General features: G+C 69.6%; 16 protein-coding genes. 6 read left to right on the forward strand and 10 right to left on the reverse strand.

From position 1 onward, the window contains the following. The first annotated feature begins 31 nt into the window (after positions 1-31). Both ACFQU4_RS00105 and ACFQU4_RS00110 read left to right on the forward strand, forming a co-directional pair. The gene (locus tag ACFQU4_RS00105) at positions 32-1,015 is read left to right on the forward strand and encodes a hypothetical protein (protein ID WP_377485401.1); all 984 of its coding nucleotides are present in this window, start codon (positions 32-34) and stop codon (positions 1,013-1,015) included. A gap of 78 nt (positions 1,016-1,093) precedes the next feature. Continuing rightward, positions 1,094-1,624: a GNAT family N-acetyltransferase gene (locus ACFQU4_RS00110; protein ID WP_377485404.1), complete on the forward strand. Its 531-nt coding sequence runs from the start codon at positions 1,094-1,096 to the stop codon at positions 1,622-1,624. On the opposite strand, the gene ACFQU4_RS00115 is transcribed toward ACFQU4_RS00110, so the two are convergent. Continuing rightward, the gene (locus tag ACFQU4_RS00115) at positions 1,585-2,346 is read right to left on the reverse strand and encodes a FadR/GntR family transcriptional regulator (RefSeq protein ID WP_377485407.1); all 762 of its coding nucleotides are present in this window, start codon (positions 2,344-2,346) and stop codon (positions 1,585-1,587) included. The genes ACFQU4_RS00110 and ACFQU4_RS00115 overlap by 40 nt on opposite strands. Further along, positions 2,330-3,661 carry an MFS transporter gene (locus ACFQU4_RS00120; protein WP_377485409.1) on the reverse strand — a complete coding sequence of 444 codons (1,332 nt, stop codon included), beginning with the start codon at positions 3,659-3,661 and terminating at the stop codon, positions 2,330-2,332. Before ACFQU4_RS00120 ends, ACFQU4_RS00115 begins: the two co-directional genes overlap by 17 nt. 76 nt (positions 3,662-3,737) lie before the next feature. Here ACFQU4_RS00120 and ACFQU4_RS00125 point away from each other — a divergent pair, with 76 nt between their 5' ends. Beyond that, complete coding sequence (locus tag ACFQU4_RS00125; protein WP_377485413.1) at positions 3,738-4,412, forward strand: RraA family protein; 675 nt, start codon at positions 3,738-3,740, stop codon at positions 4,410-4,412. 3 nt (positions 4,413-4,415) lie between these two features. Here ACFQU4_RS00125 and ACFQU4_RS00130 read toward each other — a convergent pair whose 3' ends face one another. Then, positions 4,416-5,402 (reverse strand): hypothetical protein, encoded by a 987-nt coding sequence (locus ACFQU4_RS00130; protein ID WP_377485416.1) that lies wholly within the window; start codon positions 5,400-5,402, stop codon positions 4,416-4,418. A 130-nt stretch (positions 5,403-5,532) separates the two neighbouring features. Between ACFQU4_RS00130 and ACFQU4_RS00135 the strand changes: the two genes are divergently transcribed. Then, on the forward strand, positions 5,533-6,258 hold the full coding sequence (locus ACFQU4_RS00135; RefSeq protein ID WP_377485419.1) for a YggS family pyridoxal phosphate-dependent enzyme: 726 nt from the start codon (positions 5,533-5,535) through the stop codon (positions 6,256-6,258). A gap of 15 nt (positions 6,259-6,273) precedes the next feature. Here ACFQU4_RS00135 and ACFQU4_RS00140 read toward each other — a convergent pair whose 3' ends face one another. Both ACFQU4_RS00140 and ACFQU4_RS00145 read right to left on the reverse strand, forming a co-directional pair. Further along, positions 6,274-7,218 (reverse strand): phosphotransferase family protein, encoded by a 945-nt coding sequence (locus ACFQU4_RS00140; protein ID WP_377485422.1) that lies wholly within the window; start codon positions 7,216-7,218, stop codon positions 6,274-6,276. Between the two features lie 204 nt (positions 7,219-7,422). Continuing rightward, positions 7,423-9,288 carry a prolyl oligopeptidase family serine peptidase gene (locus ACFQU4_RS00145; RefSeq protein WP_377485424.1) on the reverse strand — a complete coding sequence of 622 codons (1,866 nt, stop codon included), beginning with the start codon at positions 9,286-9,288 and terminating at the stop codon, positions 7,423-7,425. Between the two features lie 217 nt (positions 9,289-9,505). Between ACFQU4_RS00145 and ACFQU4_RS00150 the strand changes: the two genes are divergently transcribed. Beyond that, entirely contained in the window at positions 9,506-10,003 is a 498-nt protein-coding gene (locus ACFQU4_RS00150; protein ID WP_377485427.1) for a DUF3145 domain-containing protein, read from the forward strand. Here ACFQU4_RS00150 and ACFQU4_RS00155 read toward each other — a convergent pair. Genes ACFQU4_RS00155 through ACFQU4_RS00170 form a run of 4 tightly spaced genes read right to left on the reverse strand, consistent with a single transcriptional unit; the run spans position 9,986 to position 14,670 of the window. After that, the gene (locus ACFQU4_RS00155; protein WP_377485430.1) at positions 9,986-11,176 is read right to left on the reverse strand and encodes an MFS transporter; all 1,191 of its coding nucleotides are present in this window, start codon (positions 11,174-11,176) and stop codon (positions 9,986-9,988) included. The two genes, ACFQU4_RS00150 and ACFQU4_RS00155, sit on opposite strands and share 18 nt — an antisense overlap. Next, a complete protein-coding gene (locus ACFQU4_RS00160; protein WP_377485433.1) occupies positions 11,173-12,597 on the reverse strand; it encodes a hypothetical protein in 1,425 nt (474 codons plus the stop codon). Before ACFQU4_RS00160 ends, ACFQU4_RS00155 begins: the two co-directional genes overlap by 4 nt. Next, entirely contained in the window at positions 12,594-13,547 is a 954-nt protein-coding gene (locus tag ACFQU4_RS00165; RefSeq protein ID WP_377485436.1) for a substrate-binding periplasmic protein, read from the reverse strand. Before ACFQU4_RS00165 ends, ACFQU4_RS00160 begins: the two co-directional genes overlap by 4 nt. Then, on the reverse strand, positions 13,507-14,670 hold the full coding sequence (locus ACFQU4_RS00170; protein WP_377485439.1) for a DMT family transporter: 1,164 nt from the start codon (positions 14,668-14,670) through the stop codon (positions 13,507-13,509). The genes ACFQU4_RS00165 and ACFQU4_RS00170 overlap by 41 nt, the downstream gene beginning before the upstream one ends. Positions 14,671-14,741: 71 nt before the next feature. Here ACFQU4_RS00170 and ACFQU4_RS00175 point away from each other — a divergent pair, with 71 nt between their 5' ends. Beyond that, entirely contained in the window at positions 14,742-15,659 is a 918-nt protein-coding gene (locus ACFQU4_RS00175) for a LysR family transcriptional regulator (protein ID WP_377485442.1), read from the forward strand. On the opposite strand, the gene ACFQU4_RS00180 is transcribed toward ACFQU4_RS00175, so the two are convergent. Further along, positions 15,646-16,890: a beta-ketoacyl-[acyl-carrier-protein] synthase family protein gene (locus ACFQU4_RS00180; protein ID WP_377485446.1), complete on the reverse strand. Its 1,245-nt coding sequence runs from the start codon at positions 16,888-16,890 to the stop codon at positions 15,646-15,648. The genes ACFQU4_RS00175 and ACFQU4_RS00180 overlap by 14 nt on opposite strands. Positions 16,891-16,943: the final 53 nt, after the last annotated feature.

Genomic DNA, 16,943 nt, shown 5'->3' on the forward strand with positions numbered 1-16,943 from the left:
CACCCGTAATTACTCATTATGGGGGACCGAAATGGTGGCACGGTGGTGCGTTCCGCTGGCCCTGGCGGGCTTGTTGATCATGATCGCCGCGGGGTCGCCGACCCCCGCCACGGCGGCCGAACCGCAACAGCTCTACGTCAGCACGACCGGGTCGGACACGAATCCCGGCACCGCGGAGGCGCCGGTGGCGTCCCTGACCCGGGCCGCGCAGCTGCTCGCGGAGTCGTCGACCGCTGACCCGGCCGGCGAGGCGACGGTGTGGATCGGCCCCGGCACCTACTTCGAGCCTGCGGTGGTGTCGTGGGGCAAGGTCGCCCTGAGCCGGGTGAGCCTCCGGCCGACGGACCCGGCCGACGCGCCGACGTTCGACGGCAGCCGGGCCACCGGGACGCTGCACTACTGGATGAACACCGCAGGCGGGCCCGCCCTCGACGTTCGGGGCCTGGTGGTCACGCACTACCGGACCGGCGGCATCCGGCTCGACACCGACGGCAACGTGATCGACAACATGATCTTCACCGAGCTCGGCAACGCCTTCGTGCCGAACGGCCCCGGCTATGCGGCCCTGCACCTGCTCGGCTCGTCCGGCAACACCGTCACGAACACCGTGTTCCGCGACCTGATCAACACCGACTGCCCCGGCTGCATCCATGCCGCCTACGTGGCGAACGGGAGCAGCGACAACACCTTCGCCCACCTCACGATGGCCCGGATCACCGGCGATCCGGTACGGCTGCGTCACGACACGCACCGCAACGTCTTCGAGGAGATCGTCTTCGCGCAGTCGGGCAGTGCGTTCCCGCACCGCGCGATGGCCTCGTTCTGGCGGTTCAAGGACACCGAGGTGTGCGGGGTCGGCAATCGGGTCGAGCGGAGCGTCTCGGACGGCCGCTACTTCGACGGTACGGCCGGGCAGCGGACGATCGGGAACGGCGCCGAGCCGGGCCTCGAGGTCTGTGATCAGGCGCTGCGCGGCGACGGCAACGTGATCATCCCCGGGCTCGAGGTCCCCTGATCGCGATCCTCGTCGTACCACCGGCGCGCGCGGCTTCTGCTGGCTAGGCTGCCTCGTGCCCGACCGGAGGAGATGCCGATGACCGACCGTTCCGTGCTGCGCGCCCTGCGCGAGGACGACCTGACCTTCCTGGAACGCCTGAGTACGGACCCCGAAGCGCTCGGGCCGTTCGAGTGGCCGGGGTTCACCGACGTCCAGGCGCGGCAGCGCCGGTGGGAGCAGGACGGCTTCCTCGGGCCGCACTTCGGGATGATCGCCGTCACCGACGAGGACGACAACGCGGTCGGCATCGTCTCGTGGAAGTCCGAGGGGCGGGGATCCCCGATCGGCGTGACGTACGAGATCGGCATCGCGATCATGCCCGAGCACCGCGGCCGCGGCCTCGGCACGCTGGCCCAGCGGCAGTTGATCGACTACCTCTTCGACCACACCACCGCGAACCGGATCGAGGCGACCACGAACGGCGAGAACCACGCCGAGCAACGGTCCCTGGAGAAGGCCGGCTTCACCCGCGAGGGCCTGCTCCGCGGCCGTTCCTTCATCGGCGGCCGCTACCACGACACGGTCTACTACGGCTTGCTCCGGGCCGACGCCCGACCCTCCTCCTGACCGGTGCCGGGCTCGTCGAGCTCGGTGTGCAGGCCGAAGCTGGCCTGGTCAAGATGATCATGCATGGCCCGTTCGGCCCGGTCCGGGTCGCCGGCCTCGACCGCGTCGATGATCACCGTGTGCGCGTCGGCGATCTGGTCGATCGTCCGGCCGGCGTGCAGCCAGCCGCGCCAGCCGACCACCCGGGCCTCGTAGAGCAGGGCCGCGACGGCGTCCATCGACATCAGCAGCACCTCGTTGCGGGCCGCCTCGGCGATCGCCCGGTGGAAGGCGATGTCGGCCTCGAGCAGGGCCGGCGAGTCCTCGGGCAGGGCGCGCCAGGCGTCCATCCGGTCCCGCATCGTCGCGACGTCGGCCGCCGTGGCCCGGTCCGCGGCCAGCCGGGCCGCGCCGACCTCGAGCACCCGGCGGTAGTCGTGGAACTGCAGCACCGCGTCGGCCTCGCGCCGCATCCGGGACCGGAACATCCCCTCCAGGTCGGCCGCCGACGGCACCCGCGCGACCGTGGCCCGGCCCTGCGACCGGGTCAGCCGGCCCTGCCCGGCGAGCTCGGCGATCGCCTCCCGGACCACCGGTACGGACACCCGGAACCGTTCGGCGAGCTCCCGGGTCGGCGGGATCGGGTCGCCGGCGGCCAGCTCCTCGTCGTCGAGGTAGCGGCCGATCATGGCGGCCACCTGGAAGGACAGGGTGGTCCGCTGGACCTCATCGATCATGATCATGCTCCGTCACCGGGTGCGGGTTGGTCCGGCCGAGGGCCAGCACGGCGACGATCGTAGCGGCGCAGCAGACGGCGACGTAGCCGCAGACCAGCCAGGGCGAGCCGCCGCCCACCAGCACCAGGGCGGAGGCGATGAACGGGGTCGGCCCGGCGATCAGCACCCCGTTGGACTCCCGGGCGACGGCGACCCCGGAGTAGCGGTAGCGGACCGGGAACAGGTTGACCAGGAACGCTCCCTGGGCGCCGGCCATCGCGCCGAAGCCGAGCCCGAAGGCGATCGCCATCACCACGGTCGCGATGATCACGCTGCCGCTGCTCAGGCCGAGGAACAGCGGCACCACCCAGACGATCGCGAAGGCGGCGCCGAGGATGAAGATCCGCCGGTGGCCGAACCGGTCCGCGGCCAGGCCGATGAACGGGCAGCAGATCATGCCGGCGAACGCCGCGGTGATCACCGGGATCAGGGCCTCCGTCCGCGGCATCCCCATGGTCGTGGTCAGGTAGCTGAGCGCGAACGTGTTCAGCAGGTACGCCCACGCGTTGTGCCCCGAGATCGAGAGGAAGCCCAGGACCACCTCGCGCCGGCTGCCGCGGAACAGCTCGCCGAGCGGGAGCCGTTCCCGCTGCCGCCGCCGCTCCGCGGACTCCATCGCGGCCACGTACTCCGGCGTCTCGTCCATCCGGTTCCGGATGTAGAGGGCGGTGACGAACAGGACCGCCGAGATCAGGAACGGGATCCGCCAGCCCCAGGAGAGCAGCAGGTCGTCGGGCAGCCCGGCGACGGCGAGGAAGGCCAGCGTGGCGAAGGCCGAACCGCCGGCCGTGGCGGCGTTCGGGATCGCGGTGTAGAGCGCCCGCCGGCGTTGCGGTGCGTACTCGGCGATCAGGGTGATCGCGCCGGCCAGCTCGGCGCCGGCGCCGAAGCCCTGGACCAGCCGGAGCAAGATCAACAGCAGCGGCGCCAGCACGCCCAGGGTCTGGGCGCTCGGCAGCAGCCCCATCAGCACCGTCGCGCCGCCCATCAGGGCCACCGACATGATCATCGCCGGCTTGCGGCCGACCCGGTCGCCGATGTGGGAGATGATCACGCCGCCCAGCGGCCGGATGAAGAAGCCGACCGCGAACGTGGCGAAGGCTGCGAGCACGCCGGCTGCCGGGACCAGGTCGGGGAAGAACAGCCGGTTGATCACCAGTCCGGCGGCGGCACCGTAGAGCGCGTAGTCGTACCACTCGATCAGGGTGCCGACGGTGCCGGCGACCACCGCCTTGCGTGCGCCCGGACTCAGTCGGGTGGTCTGCTCGGAGGGATGGGTCATCGCACGCTCCCGTCGGCCGCGGCGCCGTGGTGGCAGGACTCTCCTAACTTATCTGAGAAGTTGATAGGTTGCACGCATGACCGAACCGGGCCTGCCCGCGGCGGACGCCGACCGTCTCGCGCTCGTCACCGAACGGCTCTACACCGCCGTCGTCGGCGACGTGCTCGACGCGATCGGCCGCTATCACCAGTTCCTGCCCTCGGCGGTACGGGCGCTGCGGCCGGACCTGCCGGTCGCCGGCCGCGCGATGCCCGTGCTGATGCGGGACGTGTTCGGGCCGGGTGAGCGGCCGTTCGGCGGGCTCACCGAGGCGCTCGACCAGCTGCAGCCGGGCGAGGTCTACCTCGGGCTGCCCGGTCGCTCCGAGGCGGCGTGCTGGGGCGAGATCCTCACGGCCGCGGCCCGGGCGCGCGGTGCCGTGGGCGCGGTCCTGGACGGTCACCACCGGGACACCGCGGCCGTGCTCGCGCAGGACTTCCCGGTCTTCTCCCGCGGTGCGTACGCGCTCGACTCGGGACCGCGGAGCGCCGTCGTCGACTACCGGATCGAGGTCGAGCTCGGCGGCGTGCGGATCCGGCCGGGCGACCTCGTGCTCGGCGACGTCGACGGCGTCCTGGTGGTCCCGCGGGAGGTCGAGGACGAGGTGCTGGAGCGGGCCCTGGCCAAGGCCTCGGCGGAGAACCTGGTCCGCCGGGAGATCGAGGCCGGCCTGTCGACGACCGAGGCGTTCGCGAAGTACGGCGTCCTCTGAGGGTCAGGACAGGCGATAGACCGGGAACGGCGTCCCCGGCTGCTGCTTGACGCCGACCATGATGCGCCGCACGCCGCCGCTGAGCGGATCGGTCTCGACCTTGACGCCCTCGGCCTCCGGCGTGCCGACGCCGTCCACCGTGTAGGTGGTGCTCTGGGTCGTGTTGCCACCGTTGGTGTAGAGGAACGAGTAGAGGGTCGGCAGGTCGCCGTCGCCGCCGCCGTACACGTAGAGGTATTTGTTGCCCGAGCCGACGCCGACGATGTCGAAGCCCTGGAACGATCCGTGCGGCCGGCTCGGCTCCTTGAACCGTGACTTGGTGAGGTCGGCGTTGCCCAGCACCGAGGCGATCGACAGCTGGCCGCCGGAGGCGGAGAGCATGGCCGCGGTCAGGGCCGACGTGTCGAAGACCCCGTAGTACGAAGACGACCCGGTCGCCCCGACCTGCACCCGCAGCGCGATCCGGTCGTCGCCGTCGGCCGTGGCGACCGCGACCCGGACGCCCTCCCCGGAGTAGCCGGGCGCGACCGCGGCGAGGCCGGTCAGCGAGCCCAGCCGGCCGTAGCTCGCGGGTTGGCCGCCGGCCGCCGGGTGGTACTCGATCAGGGAGACCCGGGTCGACCAGTAGAACTGCGTCGCCGTACTGCCGCTGGAGCCGACCCAGAGCAGGATCCGGCCGTCCTGTTGGTACGCCTCGAGCGACTCGCCGTGGCCGTAGCCGGTCAGCGTCACGCCGTCCACCCGGGCGCAGGTCCGGGCCGTGATCACGCAGCGGCTGAGCACGGTGTCCGCCCCGACCCGCTGGGTGACGAACGCCTGGCCGGCGCCGAGGTAGTCGAAGGTCTGGACCGCGGTGGTCGCCTGCAGCCCGGTCACGCTGAAGACGGGGGTCGGAGTGACGGCGGCGGCGCGACTCGGTGCGATCAGGGGCACGAGACAGGCGGCGACGAGGAGGGCGAGGGCGGTCCGGCCGGCACGCGTCAGACTCATGGGTCAAGGTCTCCCGCCGTTGAGGGTCCATGGGTTGGTTCTTGTCATGGACGGTTGCGGTGAGAGTACTGGCCGGTGGCCGACCCTGTCCCGGAATCGGTGCCGGAGGTGGACACATAGGGTGGCGTCCGTGGCGACGATTGTGGAGAACCTGGCGGCGGTCCGCCGGAAGATCGAGCGGGCCTGTGCGGCCGCCGGCCGGGATCCGTCGGAGGTCCGGCTGCTGCCGGTGAGCAAGACCCATCCGCCGGAGTTGATCATGGAGGCGTACCGGGCGGGGGAGCGGCTGTTCGGCGAGAACCGGCCGCAGGAACTGGCCGCGAAGGCCGAGCAGCTGCGCGACGTCGACGACCTGAAGTTCGCCGCGATCGGTCACCTGCAGACCAACAAGGCGAAGTTGATCACCGACTGGGCGTCCGAGTTCCACGCGCTGGATTCGATCAAGGTCGCCGAGGTACTGGACCGCCGGTTGCAGCAGGCCGGCCGCAGCCTGGACGTCTTCCTCCAGGTCAACTCCTCCGGTGAGGATCAGAAGTTCGGCCTGCCGCCGGAGGAGGTGGCCGGCTTCGCGGCCGCGCTGGCCGACTATTCCTCGCTCCGGGTGCGCGGCCTGATGACGCTGGCGATCTTCTCCGACGATCAGGTACGGGTCGGCGCCTGCTTCGCCCTGATGCGGGACCTGCAGGCCCGGCTCCGGGACGACGACGCCGCGGTCGGGAGCTACGACGAGCTGTCGATGGGGATGTCCGGCGACTTCGAACTGGCGATCGCGTACGGAGCGACCACGGTGCGGGTCGGCCAGTCGATCTTCGGCACCCGCCTCAATCCCGACGACTACTGGAATCCCGCGGGCTAGTGTCCTGACAGGACACTAGCCGAGGCGCTGGAGGGCTGCCTCGACAACGATCTCGACCCGGGGCGTCATGCCGGGTACGTCAACAGGGCGGCGCCCGGCGACCTGACGCCCCATCCACTTCAACTGGTTGTCGTTGTGGTGCAGCAGCGCGTACAGGTCCCACCACGGATGCAGGGTCACGCCGGCGATGGACTCGTACAGCGACCGGAGCTGCTCCGACCAGTCGGGCGATTCGAGCGCCGCCAGGTAGCGCCGGCACTGCCCGACGTCGATCGCGCGGGAGCCGCGATGGATGCCGTTCCAGTCGGTCAGGCCGGTGATCTTCCCGCGTGACCAGAGCAGGTTGACCGGCAGGAAGTCGCAGTGCAGAAAGACGGCCGGGTCCTCGGGCGGTGGCGCCGCCAGGACGCCGAACGCCGCCTCCCACACGGCCGGCTTCCGGGCGCCGGCCGGCACCCGAAGCTCGTCCAGCGGGGCGATCCAGGAATCCGTCCAGGGACTGAAGCTCTTTGCAGGCAGATCGAGGGAATGCACCAGGACGGCGAGTTCCGCGATCCGGGTCAGCCAGGATCGTGGTTCTGCCGGATCGAGTTCGACCCGCCCCGGCAGCCGGGTCATCAGCAGCGACGGCGCGCCGCCCGTCGCAGCACCGATGACATCGGCGGCCAGGATCTTCGGCACCGGGAGCCCGCTTCCGGCCACCACGCCAAGATGGGCGATCTCGTTCTGCAGGGGCTCGGCCAGGCCGAGCCCGGCCGGGTACTGCCGCAGGACGACGAACGTCCGCTCGCCACCTCGCTCGACGGACAGCCGGTGCACGGCAGAGCAGGCGCCACCGGTCATCCGGCGATGGCCGACGACGCGACTGCCCCGGCCCATCGCCGCCGCAACCCAGGCAAGCGTCTCCGCGGAGGGCCGCCGCCGCATGAACTCGCCATCTCGCCAGCTGCCGTCGGACATGAGCCCGACCCTAGTGTCCTGTCAGGCTGATCCGTCACATAATTCGCCGCACTGAAGCGGCGATCTACTGCGTTGTCGTCGGTCGACGTATTCCCGATACGCCTCTCTCCTCCGCCTTGTAGCTCACCACTTCAGCACGCCGACTTATGCAACGGATCAACCTGACAGGACACTAGGCGTCAGGGACCTGCGGCGAAACGGGATTTACAGGTTGTCGATCTTGATCGGCGGCAGGTCGTCGGCGGGCGTGAAGCCGAAAACCCTGCCCAGGAAGAACAGTTGGGCCTGGATCGAGGCCTGGATGTTCTCCGAGCGGCGGAAGCCGTGGCCCTCGCCGTCGTAGATCACCATCGCGACCGGCAGGCCCTTGGCCCGGACCGCGGCGGCCATCGTCTCCGCCTGGTTCGGCGGCACCACCTTGTCCTCGGCGCCCTGCAAGATCAGGATCGGCGCGTTGAGCTGATCGACATTGTGGATCGGCGAACGGTCCTGGTAGGTGTCCAGCGCCTCCGGGTACGGACCGATCAGCCCGTCCAGGTAGTGCGACTCGAACTTGTGGGTGTCCTTGGCCAGCGCCTCCAGGTCACCGACCCCGAACAGGCTGATCCCGGCGGTGAACCGCTCGGTCGCGGTCAGCGCGCGCAGCGTCGTGTAGCCGCCGGCGCTGCCGCCGAGGATGGCCAGCCGCTGCTCGTCGGCCAGGCCCTGCTCCACCATCGCCGTCGCACCCGCGACGCAGTCCTCGACGTCGACCAGGCCCCAGGTGCCGCGCAGCCGCTCCCGGTATTCCCGGCCGTAGCCGGTGCTGCCGCCGTAGTTGACGTCCAGCACCGCGATCCCGCGGGAGGTCCAGTACTGCACGTCGAGGCGCAGGCTGGCCGGGGTGAATCCGGTCGGGCCGCCGTGGCAGCGGGTGATCAACGGCGGCCGTTCGCCGTCCGGGCCGGTGTAGCCGGGATTCGTCGGCGGGTAGTACCAGCCGAAGACCGGTCCGGCCTTGCTGGACCAGGAGACCGGCATCGGGATCGAGATCACGTCGCGGGGGAGTGCCACGTCGCCGGCGGCCCGCAGCTCGGTCCAGGCGGGCTTGGCCAGTTCCATGATCGACAACGAGTCGGGCCGGTCCTCGTACCGCATGACGGTGGCCAGCCGGCCGCCGCCGGCGGTCACCGACCCGGGCTCGCCGCTGTCCGGGAACGGATGCAGGTCGCCGGTCCGTACCCCGAGCCGGCCGATCCCGGCGGCGCCGTTGCGGCGCCAGGTGCAGATCAGCTCGGTCGCGTCGATGATCACGTACGGCCGGTCGCCGATCGACCACGGCGGCTCGCAGAACTCGGCCTCGGCCCGATGCAGCGGGCGGACCGCGGCACCGTCCCAGAGATAGAGGTTCCACCAGTTGGTGCGGTCCGAGATGAAGATCAACTCGCCGGTCGGCAGCCACTCCGGGTAGATCGCCGACTCCGAGGGCCCGCCGGCCACCGGCGTCTGGTCCCGGATCCGGCCGCCGTCCAGCCGGCCCGCCATCACGGCGGTGGCGTCCCACGGCATGTTCGGGTGGTGCCACTCGACCCAGGCGATCCGGCCGTCGTGGCCGAGCCGCGGTGCGGCGTAGAAGTCGGACCCGGAGCAGAGCACCGTGCCGCCGTCGGCGTTGTCACCGGCCAGCTCGAGCGCGACGACCGTGTTGACCGGCTCGGCGTCGCCCCGGTGCTCCTCCCGGACCGCGAGGACCAGGCCACGCTTCGGGTGCAGCTCCAGATCGCCGTAGCGGTACCCGCCCGCCGGCGTGATCGGCACCGGCTCGGATCCCTCGGCGTCGGTGCGGTAGAGCCGCTGGTCGGCGAAGTTGGCGAAGACCACGACCCCGTCGACCGCCGCGTAGGCCCCGCCGCCGTACTCGTGCACCCGGCTCCGCACGTTGAACTCGGGTCCGGTGATCTCGGTCAGGGTCTCGTCGCCGGCGCGGCACCGGATCGTCGTCCGTCCGCCCTGGTCGGCCCTGGTTTCGGTCCAGAAGATGCGATCGCCGTCGATGATCGGCGAGCCCAAACTCGTCGTCTGGGCGGTCATCAGATGGGGGGTGACGGGCGAGGACCAGGATCCGAACGGCTCAACCGACATGATCACCACCCTAAACGCTGCAATCGCAAGCGCTTACCCGAACTGTGCCCGCTGGTGCAGTTGGTACGGATGGTGCAGAATGGGTGGCGATCAACCCGGAGCGTGCCGAGTCGAGGATGTCGGGGAAGGCAGCCCTCTGGCGCCGGTAGGAGCACTGGGAGGATCAATGAGCACAACTCGTGGCGTCCTGTACGTCCACTCCGCGCCGTCGGCGTTGTGCCCACATATCGAGTGGGCCGTCGGAGGCGTCTTTGGCACGCCCGTGCGGGTTGACTGGACCCCACAGCCGGTCGAGCGGGCGAGCTACCGTACCGAATATTCGTGGTCTGGCCCGGCGGGCACCGCCGGGAAGCTGGCCAGCGCCCTGAAGGGCTGGCAGCGCCTGCGGTTCGAGGTGACCGAGGAGGCGACCGCCGGGACCGAGGCGGAGCGCTACTCGTACACGCCCACGCTCGGGATCTTCCACGCCATCACCGGGATCCACGGCGACATCATGATCCCCGAGGACCGGATCCGGCACGCCATGGCCACCGCCTCGCTCGGCCGGCGTGAGCTGACCGCCGTCCTGGACGAGCTGCTCGGCAAGGAGTGGGACTCCGAGCTCGAGCCCTTCCGGTACGCCGGCGACGGCGCCCCGGTCCGCTGGCTACACGAGGTCGTCTGACGCGCCGGCGGTTCGTACACGCATCAGCAGGAACCCGGCTGCGATGAGGACCAGCACTCCGATCCCAGCCCAGACGAGGTACGCGCTGGCAGTCGACGCATAGTCCGCGAACGCGCCGAGCCCGGGGCGTGCCACGGCGATTCCGATCCCGCCGAGGCAGCTGATCGCCGAGCCGATCGTCGCTCGCACGGCACGCGGAGACTCGTGGTTGACGAAGACCTCGAGCGTGGTCCAACCCAGCGCGTACCCGAACCCCATCACGATCAGCCACACCATCGGGCCGAGGCCCGGCGCGAGTCCGGTCAGAGCCGTCGTCACGAACACGACCGCAAAGCCGATGCCGATGGCGATGCGACGACGGCGATCCGTGACGAAGCCAGCGACAAGCCCTCCGACGACCGAGGCGGCCGCGTAGCCGGCGTACATGAATCCGGAGGCGCCTGGACTGAGCCCGAGCTCGAGGACAAGTGGCTGGAAGAGGATCTGGATGCTCCAACCGTAGAAGAGCATCAGGATCGAGAGCAGTACGGCCTGTCGCAGGGCGCGGCCCATGAGGGCGTTCCGGAGGTCCGCGAACACCGACCTCAGAGTCGCCAGGGTGCGCTGGGAGCCGCGGATCTCGGGCAGGAACACGGTGAGCACCAAGGCGATTCCGGCCAGCGCCGACGTCACGGCGAACGGCAGCCGTCGATCCAGGTCGTAGAGCAGCCCGGCCGTGACCAACGAGACCAGGATCGCGCCGTGCCCAATCGCTCGGATCAGCCCGAAAGCCTTGGTGGTGTTGATCTTCAGCTCATCTTGCTCGACGAGCTCGTACAGATAGGCAGACCCGGCGCCTGAGGTCAGCGCCCACAGCACGCCCCAGACGATCCAGACGACGAACAGTGTCTGGAGCGAGTTGATCTGGGTGATCGCGCCGAAGGTGATCACTGCGAGCACACAGATCAACAGGTAGGTACGTTTTCGACCGAGACGATCCGCCAGCATGCCGAGCGGGAACTCGCAAGCGACGACGACTAGGCGAAACACCCCGTCGGCGAGGACGGCGATCGTGATCGTGAACCCGAGATCCTTCAGGTAGATCAGCCACAGCGGAAACCAGAACTGAACCTCGAGCAGGAACTGGGTTACGGCAAAGATCCGGATCGGCCGGCTCCGCAGGACGGTCCTCACGCCGACTGATTGCGTCGGAAGAAGAAGTACAGGGCGACCAGGAGCAGCGAGATCACGCCGGAGCCGAGGAGGATCGCGTCGGCGGGCTGCGAGGCGAACCACGTCGTCGCATCGCCGCTAGACACGTCGAAACCGGCGAGTCCGGGGTCGGCAGCCATCATCCGGCCGAACTCGGTGACACCGAGTGCGGTTCCGAGGATCGACGTCACGCCGATGCTGAGCAAGATCAGGTCGGTGAACAGTGTCGAGCGAGCGGCCCGTTTGGCCGCAAGATCAGCGAGTCTTTGCTCGCACACCTGCACCTTGTACAGCACCGGTTCCTCGATCAACTGCTGGAAGTCCCAGCCATCCAGGATTGCGTCCATGCCGGCGCGGACCGATCTCTTGAGATAGCGGGAGATGTCATGCAGTTCCATGATGATCAACTGCGCGCGCCGGGACAGCTGCTCCAGATCGGTGCGAAGGTGGCTCAGCCGGGAGGCTCCCGATGCGACCAGGGATTCTGCGAGCACCCGCCCGAGCTGCGTGTCGATTCCTTCCAGGGCCGCGTAGAAGAACTGGGCGTAGCGCATGGCCTGCCACTCGTCGTGGAAGGCGTCTTGCATCCGGCCAATATCTGGGCCGGACTCGATGAAGGCGTAGTTGAGCCAGCGGGTGAGATGCCGGAGTTCACCCGACATCAGCTGGTCCGCCGGATTGGCCATGCCGTTGCCGACGGCGGTCGAGTCCTTGATCCAGTGCCGCAGATACGGCTCGGTACGCGCCGTCGCTTCGCTCAGTACGAGGCTCCGCGTCACCCAGTGCACATGGCCGCCGACAAATCCCGTCTCCTCGCCCAACACTGGCTCTTCGTCGATGTAGTCCCCGGCGGCGTCCGCATCGAGCAGCCGGTCCAGCAGCGGCGCCAGTATCTGATCATGGCAGGTGGTCGCCAGGGCCGTGCCAAGGTTGATCGCCTGATCCTGCAGTGCATCGAGCTGCCCGACCACCTCGCCAGGCGAGTCGAGGTCAATCAGATCATCGACCTCCAGCAGTACCTCGAACAGGAAGATTCCATGATCGAAGATGCGACAGGTCAGTTCCAGCACATGTCCGCGGAACCTGGCGTTCTCGGGCGCATCGAACACGGCCGCGAAGTGATCTTCGACGCAGCTGATCGTGATCAGGTGCAGCGGGCGCTCCAGCGCGTCCTCGGCGATTGTCTGATAGCGGTTGAATCCCGTGGTCTGGGCGGCATGGTCGAAGGTGATCTTCGGCGGGGCGAACTCGACAGGTACGCCGTCGGTACGGAGGGGGTCTGCGTCGAACTCGGCCTGGCGGGACTGCCAGAAGTCCGCGTAGCCGACCGGGTCGCGCTGGGTGGCGCCCGGCGCGGTGAACAGGGCGATGGTCGCCGGGGCGAGCAGCCTCAACCTGGTCATCGGTCGCCCTCCTTCGCCGTACCGGTGCGCAGCTGGAGTGACCGCGCATCCACCTCGAGCACCCGCCCGGTTGCCGGTCCGTCGAGCACCTTCACCGGGACCATGATCGACTTTGTCGGCTGGTTCGGCGACCCGGTGACGAACGGTTCGGGCCAGTCCAGCACGAGGGCCCTGGTCCCCGTCGGGGTGACCAGGATGCTCTTGCTGCGGGGGTCAATGAGCGAGACCAGGCCGTCGTCGTGGGGGTGCAGCGTCACCTCGTCGCCGGCAGCGCCGTCGGTCAGACCGGCAGTCAGCGCTCGGTACTCGTCGGTCTTCTTGTAGCTGGCCAGAGCTTCGTTGAACCGGCTCAGCAGTTTTTCTGAGTCGCGCTGCTTCGGGAACATGAAATGCATCCCGCCGACGCTTCCGAGCAGCGGATTCTTGCTGTAGTCGAGGTGGTCGAACCGGCCGCTGTCGTACGCGAATCCCGGATCGGCGAGCACGGCCTGGCCGGACAGCCGACTCTCCGGGACCAAGTCGACCTCCCCGCGGGCAAGAGCCTGGAACGCCTCGAGACTCGAATTGAAGGGTATGAATTCGGTGACGGCCTCCTCCAACTCGGGCCAGTAGTCGTAGCCGGCGATGCGGGCGATCCGCAGTTCCCTCAGATCCTCCGGTTGGTCGACCGCGGCCGGTTTCCGGGCCTTGTCGTAGAAGAGCACGTAGTCGAAGTTGATCAACGGGTCGGACAAGTAGTAGTCCGCTCGCCGCTCGCCGCTGCTGGCGAACGGAAAGGATCCGTAGTTCTCGCCGCGCTTGGTCGCGTCGAGCGCCAAAGACCAGGTGGTGAATCTGATCTCAGGTTGGTAGCCCTCGCTCTGCAGGACCTGCGTGACGATCTGCGCGACCGGCCCGCCATCGGGCAGATCAGGACCGACGAACGGGGCCCATGGACCGCTGGTGATCACGATCGGTCGTGGCGGTGACGCCGGTGCCGCACGGAGGCCGCTCGCAATCACCCAGCCGGAGATTCCGATCAAGATCGCGAAGACCAGGATCGGTAACCCGGTGCGGAAAACAACGCCTGGCCAGGCCCTCTTGCGTCGTCGATTCCCAGTTCGCACCACGGCGCACCATCCTAACCATGCCTGGTGCCGCACGGCCGCGCCAGATTCCGAGTAGGAGGCCGAATCCGACGATCGCGAGGCCGACGAGCTCCGGCGGTGACGGGAGTCCGAGCCCGAGCACGTGGCAGGCCGCGATGGCGCCGACCGGGCTGAGGGCGTAGAACAGGCCGGACTGGGCCGGGCCGAGGCGCGGCAGGGCCAGATACCAGGCCAGGTTGGCGCCGATGGCGACGGCAATGGCCAGATAGAGCAGCCGGGCGGCGTCGGCGGGGGCCGCGACGACTGTCGCGGCCGCGCCCAGGCCGTCCACGATCAGGGCCGCGATGATCAACACGGCGCAGCCGGACACCGCGGCGAGGGTGGTGGTGGCGAAGGTGCCGAACCGCTCGATCAGCCGTACGGCGAGCAGGGTGAAGGCCAGCTCGCAGGCCAGGGCACCGGCGCAGAGCAGGATGCCGACCGGATCCGCCGCGCCGACGCCGGTGATGAACACGGTGCCTGCGGTGACGACGACGGCGCCGGCGACGACCCGGGCGGACGGCCGGCAGCGGACGAGCAGCGGGCTGACCACCGCGAGCAGGACCGGGGTGGCGGCGAGCACCGTACCGACGAGGGCCGGATCGACCCGATAGGACGCCGAGACCAGGAAGACGTTGAAACCGGCGATGCCGATCGTGCCGAGCAGCGCGATGTCGAGCAGGTCACGCCGCCGCGGCCGGACCATGATCGGACGCCGATCGCGCCCCTGGAGAGAATGGCGAATGATCATGATCGCCACCAGCAGGACGCCGGCGATGAGATAGCGCGACGCCTGGCCGGTCAGCAGCGGCACCTCGTGAATGGTGGAGGCGACCGGCGCGGACGTACCGATCAGGAACAGCGACAGACCGGCCGCCAGCGCGCCGGTTGCCTTGTGGCCCGGACCGGGCGCGACGGGGGACTGCAGGGTGGTCGATTCGCTCACACCTTCAGCCTGCCCACGTTCGAGGCTTAAGACCAGCAATGGAAGTGAGGGTGAGCGTTAAGCTGGAATGCATGCTCGACGTACGCCACCTTCGCATCCTCGCCGCGGTCGCGGACTCCGGCTCGATGACCCGCGCCGCCGCCCGGCTCTCGTACACGGCCTCGGCGGTGTCCCAGCAGATGGCGACGCTGGAACGCCAGCTCGGCACCCCGCTGCTGGTCCGGCACGCCCGCGGCGTCCGGCTGACCGAGGCCGGACAACTGCTCTGCCGGTACGCGGAGCAGGTCGAGGACCAACTTCGGCGGGCCGAGCAGGAGGTCCGGGACCTGGTCGAGCTGCGGACCGGCCGGCTGCGGCTCGGCGCCTTCGTCAGCGCGGCCTCCCGGCTGATCCCGGACGCCATCACCGAGTTCCGGCGGCGGCACCCGGAGATCACGCTGAGCCTCGACATCCTCGACCCGTTGATGGCGGTCGAGGCGGTCGCCGCCCGGCGGCTCGATCTCGCGGTGGTGTTCGACTATCCGCCGGATCCGGTGCTCGACTTCGGTGACCTCGTCCAGGAGCCGCTGCTGGACGATCCGGTGCTGGTCGCCCTGCCGCCCGGGCACGAACGTTCCGACGCCGACCTGGTCAGCGTCCGCGAGCTGGCCGCGGAGCCGTGGATCCGGGACTGCTCGCCGGACCCGATGTGCCGCGACATGCTGGACCGGTTCTGCCGGGAGGGCGGCTTCACTCCGACGATCGCGTTCGAGGCGGACAACTACCTGACCATCGGCCGGCTGGTCGAGGCCGGTGTCGCGGTCGCGCTGGTGCCGGGGCTGGCCGTCGACCAGCTGCCCGCCGACGTACCGCTGCGCCCGCTGACGCCGAAGGTCACCCGCCGGGTCTGCGTGGTGTCCCGGCCGGAGGCGGCGCCGACCGTGACCCGGATGACCGAGGTGCTCCGGGAGGTGACCGCGGCGCCGCGGGTGCCGGCTAGAGCGTCTTGAAGGCGAGGGCCACGTTGTGGCCACCGAAGCCGAAGGAGTTGTTGATGCCGGCCACGTCGCCGTCGGGCAGCTTCCGTTGCTCGGTGGCGATGTCGATGCCGAGGCCGGGCTCGGGGTTGTCCAGGTTGATCGTCGGCGGTACGACCCGGTGGTGCAGGGCCAGCAGCGTCGCCATCGACTCCAGGGCGCCGGCGCCGCCGAGCAGGTGACCCGTCATCGACTTGGTCGAGGTGACGACGGCGGTCGTGTTCTCGCCGAGCGCCTCCCGGACCGACAGCGCCTCGATGCCGTCGCCGGTCGGGGTGGAGGTGGCGTGGGCGTTCACGTGGACGACGTCGGCGGGGGACAGCTCGGCGTCCTGCAGCGACTTGATCATCGCCTTCGCCTGGCTGTGGCCGGTCGGTTCCGGCGCGACCATGTCATGGGCATCGGCCGTGATGCCTGCACCGGCCAGTTCGCCGTAGATCTTGGCGCCCCGGGCCTGGGCGTGTTCCAGCGACTCGATCACGAACATCGCCGAGCCCTCGCCCATCACGAAGCCGTCCCGGTCGACGTCCCAGGGGCGGGAGGCCCGCTCCGGATCGTCGTTGCGCCGGCTCATCGCCTGCATCTGGCCGAACGAACCCACGGTCATGGCGTGGATCACGGCCTCGGTGCCGCCGACCATCGCCACGTCGGCGCGGCCGAGTCTGATCATGTCCAGCCCGAGCGCGATCGACTCGTTGCTGGAGGCGCAGGCGGAGACCGTGGTGTGGACGCCGGCCCGGGCGCGGATCCGCAGGCTGACGTTGGCGGCTGCGGCGTTGGCCATCAGCATCGGTACGGCGAGCGGGCTGACCCGGCGCACGCCCTTGTCCCGCAGGGTGTCCCAGTTGCCGAGCAGCGTGCTGATCCCGCCGATACCGGTGCCGATGGCGACGCCGGTCCGGTCCGGATCAAGATCGTTCTCCTCGCCGAAGCCGAAGCCGGCATCGGTCCAGGCCTGCTCGGCGGCGATCACCGCGAGTTGGGCGTTGCGGTCCAGTCGCCGGGCGACGACCCGGTCCAGGACCTCCGACGGGTCGACCGCGACCGGCGCGGCGATCTTGACCGGGAGCTCGGCGATCCAGTCGACCTCGAGCTTGCGTACCCCCGACCTGCCGGCCAGCAGACCCTCCCAGGTGCTGGCCACGTCACCGCCGAGAGGGGTGGTGGCTCCGAGACCTGTGACAACGACACGGGTGCGAGACATGGGACGTGGTTCGCCTTTCTGGGTCCTCGACGGTCGAGAGATAGGTTCGCCGG

It is taken from the genome of Microlunatus sp. GCM10028923 (assembly GCF_042666975.1).
Lineage (GTDB): Bacteria > Actinomycetota > Actinomycetes > Propionibacteriales > Propionibacteriaceae > Microlunatus.

Bases quoted from the DNA above. Each gene is read 5' to 3' on its own strand.
- ACFQU4_RS00105 (WP_377485401.1), top strand. From the start codon at position 32: ATGGTGGCACGGTGGTGCGTTCCGCTGGCCCTGGCGGGCTTGTTGATC.
- ACFQU4_RS00110 (WP_377485404.1), top strand. From the start codon at position 1,094: ATGACCGACCGTTCCGTGCTGCGCGCCCTGCGCGAGGACGACCTGACC.
- ACFQU4_RS00115 (WP_377485407.1), bottom strand. From the start codon at position 2,346: ATGATCATGATCGATGAGGTCCAGCGGACCACCCTGTCCTTCCAGGTG.
- ACFQU4_RS00120 (WP_377485409.1), bottom strand. From the start codon at position 3,661: ATGACCCATCCCTCCGAGCAGACCACCCGACTGAGTCCGGGCGCACGC.
- ACFQU4_RS00125 (WP_377485413.1), top strand. From the start codon at position 3,738: ATGACCGAACCGGGCCTGCCCGCGGCGGACGCCGACCGTCTCGCGCTC.
- ACFQU4_RS00130 (WP_377485416.1), bottom strand. From the start codon at position 5,402: ATGAGTCTGACGCGTGCCGGCCGGACCGCCCTCGCCCTCCTCGTCGCC.
- ACFQU4_RS00140 (WP_377485422.1), bottom strand. From the start codon at position 7,218: ATGTCCGACGGCAGCTGGCGAGATGGCGAGTTCATGCGGCGGCGGCCC.
- ACFQU4_RS00145 (WP_377485424.1), bottom strand. From the start codon at position 9,288: ATGACCGCCCAGACGACGAGTTTGGGCTCGCCGATCATCGACGGCGAT.
- ACFQU4_RS00150 (WP_377485427.1), top strand. From the start codon at position 9,506: ATGAGCACAACTCGTGGCGTCCTGTACGTCCACTCCGCGCCGTCGGCG.
- ACFQU4_RS00160 (WP_377485433.1), bottom strand. From the start codon at position 12,597: ATGACCAGGTTGAGGCTGCTCGCCCCGGCGACCATCGCCCTGTTCACC.
- ACFQU4_RS00175 (WP_377485442.1), top strand. From the start codon at position 14,742: ATGCTCGACGTACGCCACCTTCGCATCCTCGCCGCGGTCGCGGACTCC.
- ACFQU4_RS00180 (WP_377485446.1), bottom strand. From the start codon at position 16,890: ATGTCTCGCACCCGTGTCGTTGTCACAGGTCTCGGAGCCACCACCCCT.